This window comes from Kitasatospora sp. NPDC059160, from assembly GCF_042755465.1.
Lineage (GTDB): Bacteria > Actinomycetota > Actinomycetes > Streptomycetales > Streptomycetaceae > Kitasatospora.
This window is the reverse complement of record NZ_JBHZCN010000087.1, coordinates 1-5,332: the sequence shown is the minus strand read 5'-3', so window position 1 is coordinate 5,332 and position 5,332 is coordinate 1. Positions and strand designations below refer to the sequence as shown.

General features: G+C 73.9%; 4 protein-coding genes. All 4 read right to left on the bottom strand.

Annotated features, from left to right (window positions below; translation table 11 throughout):
• Positions 1 to 162: 162 nt before the first annotated feature.
• Positions 163 to 1,323, bottom strand: coding sequence for a protein-L-isoaspartate O-methyltransferase (locus tag ACFXOZ_RS30845; protein WP_380593416.1), 1,161 nt, complete (start codon positions 1,321 to 1,323; stop codon positions 163 to 165).
• A gap of 941 nt (positions 1,324 to 2,264) precedes the next feature.
• Complete coding sequence (locus ACFXOZ_RS30840; protein ID WP_380593415.1) at positions 2,265 to 3,734, bottom strand: hypothetical protein; 1,470 nt, start codon at positions 3,732 to 3,734, stop codon at positions 2,265 to 2,267.
• The gene (locus tag ACFXOZ_RS30835; protein ID WP_380522344.1) at positions 3,734 to 4,042 is read right to left on the bottom strand and encodes a hypothetical protein; all 309 of its coding nucleotides are present in this window, start codon (positions 4,040 to 4,042) and stop codon (positions 3,734 to 3,736) included. The genes ACFXOZ_RS30840 and ACFXOZ_RS30835 overlap by 1 nt, the downstream gene beginning before the upstream one ends.
• A gap of 283 nt (positions 4,043 to 4,325) precedes the next feature.
• The gene (locus ACFXOZ_RS30830; protein WP_380522343.1) at positions 4,326 to 4,985 is read right to left on the bottom strand and encodes a hypothetical protein; all 660 of its coding nucleotides are present in this window, start codon (positions 4,983 to 4,985) and stop codon (positions 4,326 to 4,328) included.
• Positions 4,986 to 5,332 lie beyond the last annotated feature (347 nt).

Here is a 5,332-nt window from a genome sequence, read left to right as displayed (position 1 = left end):
CCCGCCGCCGCCCCCCCCCCCCCCCCCCCGCGCCCGCGCCCGGTCCGGCCGCGGCCCCCGGGGGTGCGCCGGGCGGGCGGGGGGCGCCCAACCCCCCCCCCCCCCCCCCACCGCCCGCTTTCTCACGGCGGCCCTGCTGCGGGCCCGTACGGCCCGCGCCGGTCAGGACCGGGCCGGGGCCGGCTGCGTGATCGGCCAGCGCGGGCCGTCCGGACTGCCCTGCCACGCCCACTGGGACTCCGGGGTGACCGTGATGCCGTAGTCGTACAGGTCCGGCCGGCCGAGCCCGTCCCACTGCGCCCACGCGGTGAGCACCTCGTCGCCGATCCGGCGCGGCCCGCCCTGCCGCAGCACCGGCCGCCCGTCCGCGTCCGGCCCGATCTCCGCCCAGGAGTGCGCGCCGTCGTGCACCAGGGTGACCGCACCGTCCGGGCCGTCGTCGGTGAAGAGCACGGCGTCGGGCACGGCGACCCGCAGGGCGAAGCGCACCCCCCAGTCGGCCAGGCCCGCCGGGTCGCGCTCCAGCACCCGCTGCGCCTCGGGATCGGCACCGGCGCGCACCGCCGCGTGCGCGGCCGGGCCGCTGCCCGGCTGGGCCGGGCCGTGGCGGTCGCCCATGAACTGCGCGAGGCCGTGCACCCAGCCGCGCGCGCTCGCGCCGTCCTCGGCGACCGTGAGCGCGACGTACCCCAGCCGGCCCCACGGGTAGACGATCCGTCCGCCCGGCCGGACCGCCTCCACCCAGGACCACGGCACCGCCTCCACCGCGTAGGTCGCCTGCAGCCGGTCGACCTGCTCTGCACCGGGCGACCCGGCGCGGGAGCCGTCGGCGACCCGCACCTCGACGTCCAGCCCGGCGGCCGCGAGGCGGCCGCGGGCGAACGCGGCCAGGTCCTCGTCCACCTCGGTGGACACCACTCGGCCCGGGCCGGCCCGCCAGGCGGACAGCGCCGCCGTCCAGCCCTGGCCGGTGCCGACGTCCCACACCTGGTGCCCGGGCTCCAACTGCAGGCTGTCCAGCATGTCGGCCACCACCCCGGGCGCCGACAGCGACGACGACGGCACCCCGCCGGTGAGCTGCGTGATCGCCGGAGAGTCGACCGCGCCGTACGCCTCGCTCGCCCAGCCGTCCGGGTCGACCGTTCTGTCGAGGGGTACGTACGCCCAGCCGTCCCAGCGCCACAGCCGATCCGGCGCGAACCGGTCCCGGGGCAGCGCGGCGACGGCCTCGCGCAGCCACGGCGAATCGGCCGGCCACTGCCCGCCCTCCTCCATCTCCGCGTCCAGGCGTACGCGGTATCCGGCCAAGCCGTCGTCGTTCACTGCTTCTTGTGCTTGCCGGCGGGCGGCGGCGGGGGCTCGACCTTGCCGTCGGCGTTGTCCGGCGGGGGCTTGCCCGTCGACGGATCCGGCGACTTTTTCGAATGGTCTCCCACGACATTTCCCCTTCGATCGGGTACGGGACACGCTCAGCCGCTCATCCTCACCCACCCCGGCACCGGACGGTAGAGGGCGTGTGGGGGCTCCCGGGGAGCGCACAGCACCACCTCCACCCCGGCACGGAGCCCGACGGCCGGTAGGGTCAACCCGAGATCGGACCCGATCCTGGCGCAGCTGCGTGCACTCCGGGTAGCGCTGCCTCGAAGTCGCCCTCGACGTCCAGCAGCAGGCCGAGCTGACCGGGCTGACCCACCTGCAGCTGCGACAACCGCGCCCGAGTCGTACCGGTGGTCCTCCCGATCTTCACCAGCGGGGGCTCCTCGATGCCGATCAGGTACGTCCGCACCCGCCGGGCCGGACCCCGTAGTCGCGCCACCTTCGCAGCCGGCAGCCGGGGCTGGCGTCAGCAGCTCGTCGAGCGCCCCGCCCGGCTCCACGACCCTGTACCGCACCAGCGGCGTCCTCGCGCCCTGGACTGTCACGGTCCTGCCCACCTGGGTCCCGTCCGCCCCGAAGGTGGTCCGTACGATCGGCAGAACCGCGGCCCCGTCCCCCGCATCCAGGCAGAGCAGCCACAGTTCGGCCGCCGTGGCGAACTGGGACTCGTCTCCAACTCCTCGTGCACCGCCCTCGGCGGCAGGTACGACGGGTAGGGCACGCCCGGCCAGGACTCCGAAGTGCTCTTCACGGCCCCGACTCTACGAACGACTGCCCACCCACCTCGCCCGCCGGTGGCCGCAAGCCCCCGCGCACGCCGTCGGCCCCGCGTGGGCCGCAGCACCGGCGAACCCGCGCGGGGCCGGTCAGGCCCTGCAAAAGAGCCGCTACCGGCGGCCCACGATCGCATTGACGATGGCGTGGTGGGAGGCCGGGTCCTCGATGCCGCCCGGCGTCCTGGCCACTACCGTGTCCGGCGTGACCGGGTCCGGCAGATTGGTCGCGTACCGGTCCAGCGGCACCCGCGCGACCGCGAACCCCGAGCCCTGCCCCTGCGGCACCGCGGAGACCTCGCTCACGCTCGGGCTCCTTCCCTGGTGCGAGGCCGCCAGCCCGTCGAGCACGCCCTGGGCCGCGCCGCTGCGCAGCGGCCGGCCGGGAACCGAGGACGGTGTGAGCCCCGGGTCGCCGGGTGCGCCCAGGCTCACGACGACCAGTGCTGCCGTGGGGTTGGCCGGGTCCGCCTTTGTCGCTGCGGCGGCCAGGCCGCGGGCGGTGGCGGCGTCGGCGGCGAGCGTGCCCGCGGCCGGGTTCGGCGGTGTGTAGGCGGCGATGTTGGTGGCGGTGTCGGGGTTGCCGTAGGCGAGGACGGCGCTCGCCGAGGGGTACGGGCGGGTCGTCGGGTCGCCGAGGCCGAGCAGCAGCTGGGGTGGGGCCGTCTTGGTGTCGACCTGCTTCTGGAGGGCGTCCAGGGCGTCCAGGTTGGCCTGGGTCGTGTGCGGGTTCGGGTTCGCGTGCAGGGACGGGTTCTGGTCGCTGAGGTCCTTGGCGATCTGCTCGCGCAGCTGGGGCAGGTAGAGCCGGTTGGCCTGGTCGCGGGTCGCGGCGGGCAGGCCGTTCAGGCCTCCGATGTCTCCTGGGTGGTCCTGGATCAGCTGCTGGCGTGTGGACTCCGGCAGGGAGGCCCACCATCTGGCGTTGCCGGCGGGGTCCAGCGCGGACGGGACGCCGATCCGTCCTTCCGTCGCCTTGTCGATCGCGGCCGCGTCCTTGTCTGCCTCCGCCACGGCGTCGCTGGGCAGGACGGCCCACCCGGTCTGGAAGGTGTGGCCGATCCTGTTCAGGGCGGCCGCCACCGAGTCGTCGACGCTCTTGACCTCCGTCGACAGGTCGCCGACCTCCTTGGCGAGCCGGTCGCGGGCCGTCTCCATCGCCTTGAGCCACTCGGGGTCGTGCCGCCCGCCTTCGTCGCCCTTGCCTGGTGGCAGGATCTGCACCGTCGGCACGGTGTCGACGTCCCCGTCGAGGATCTGCAGACCGCTGGCGGCCGCCGTCTCGACGAGCGTCGTCTGCCGCGCCTGGAGGATGACGAAGCTGTCGGCGGCGTCCGTCAGCATCATGCGCAGGTCCTCGATCAGCTGCTCCAGGACGTACAGCTGGCTGGTCCGGTTGCGCAGCGCGTTGTCCGCCGCCTGTTGGGCCTCACCGTGCCAGCCGCAGTCGGCCAGGTCCCGCAGCATCTTCTGCCAGTCCGTGATCCGGTGCTTGAAGTGCCCCTCGAACGTGGACAGCGCGTGCGCGGTCGTCGTCAGGCCGCCGAAGTCGGCGGTCTTGAGCATCCCCCAGTAGTACGCCATCAGCCCTGGCCCTCCGGTGCCGCTCCCAGCGATACGGCCGCCTTGGTATCGGCGTGTTCGTAGGAGTCGGCGATGCTGCCCAGGGTGTCGGACGCGTCCTCCAGTGTCGTGGTGGCCACGCGCTCGACGTAGCTGGCCAGGTGCTGGATCGCGTTCTTCGCCGGGTCCACGAACTGCCAGTTCGGCAGGGCCAGCTCCGGCGTCTGCGCGAAGTCCTGCTTCCAGTCCTGTCGGACCCCTGCCGCCACCGCACGACCGGCGGTGTTCGCGTTCCGCAGGTCCTGCGGTTTCACTCCGAACCCTGGCATCCCCACAACCCCCCTCAGTCACACCAGTTGTGTGATCAATTCGGCGCCCAGGGTAAACGAACAATGCCGACATGCCCAGGCTCCCGCCCCCGGCCGCGGAGCGTAGCCGCCATCAGCCCTCCAGCCGAGCTCCTCGGCGAAGGCCCGGCGTCGTCCGGATCCGGCGCGGACACGACGAAACCCCGCCACCCGTAACCAAGGCGTCAACACCGGGTGGAGGCGGAGCGGACCGCGCGCTCCCGGGGCACACACCGGCAGCTGAGCGAGCCCGCCGCTGGTCGGCTCAGGCCAGGTCGGCGCTGGCCAGGGCAATCGCGAGCGAGATGTGGCGGACGGCGCCCAGGCACAGCTCAGCCGCCGTACTCGGATCCGACGCGGCGCGTGCCTCCTGCAGCGCCAGCAGGCCTATCAGCACCGCGAAATCGACCGCCTCATCGAGGATCTCGTCCGCAGCGAGCTCGCCGCCGGACATCAACTCGCCCACCAGGGCGGCCGCATCCCGCGGATCGTCCAGCCACCGCATGGCGACCTTGATGCCGGCCCCCACCAGGTCCACGCAGGCAGACCGCTCCACCGTGAGCAGCGGGACACCGTGCCCAACAGACGGGTCAGCCTGCTCCGCGAACTGCTGCGCCTGCGCCACGGCGCACCGCGTGGCGTACGTCTGCCGGGCCTGCGCCTGCTCCCGGGCCACGGCGGCAGGCCACCGGGCGGAGTCCTCGGCTCGGGCAATGTCCAGCAGGGGAGCGGCGGTGAGGCAGACCTGGACGACCGGCAGGAGGCCCACCTCCACGACCTCCTGGTCGGGCGAGGCGGCTGCGAGCGGCCCGTACACCGCACCCGCGGCTTCGGCGCAAGCGCCGATCAGCGAGGTCAGTGCGGCGATCAGCTTCGCGTGGCGGCGTCGGCGGGCGGGGGCGGCCAGGTTGGGTGTCGAGGTCACTCCCGCACTCTGCCGGGCAGGGCGGGCCCCATAGGCTCCTTTCGGCCAACCCCCGGGTGGTCACCACGTCCGTGTGACGCTCATGGGCCGGGGTTGGCTGCTCCTCTGGGCCGTCGGCGCTCCGGTCGGAGTCGAGGATCATCAGCGGTCCAACGTAGGCGACCATGAGGTTCATCGAGGCCATTCGGGCAACGACGGGCCACGGGCCGTGGCCGGGGTCACAGAGGGGGCAAGTCCGCTCTCGGCAGCATGCTGGACCTGGGCCGGGCGGCGGGGGGGGCCGGGCGGTGGGGGGCGGAAAGACCCCTACCCCCGCCGGGGCGCGGGAGTTAAAAAAAAAAAAAAAC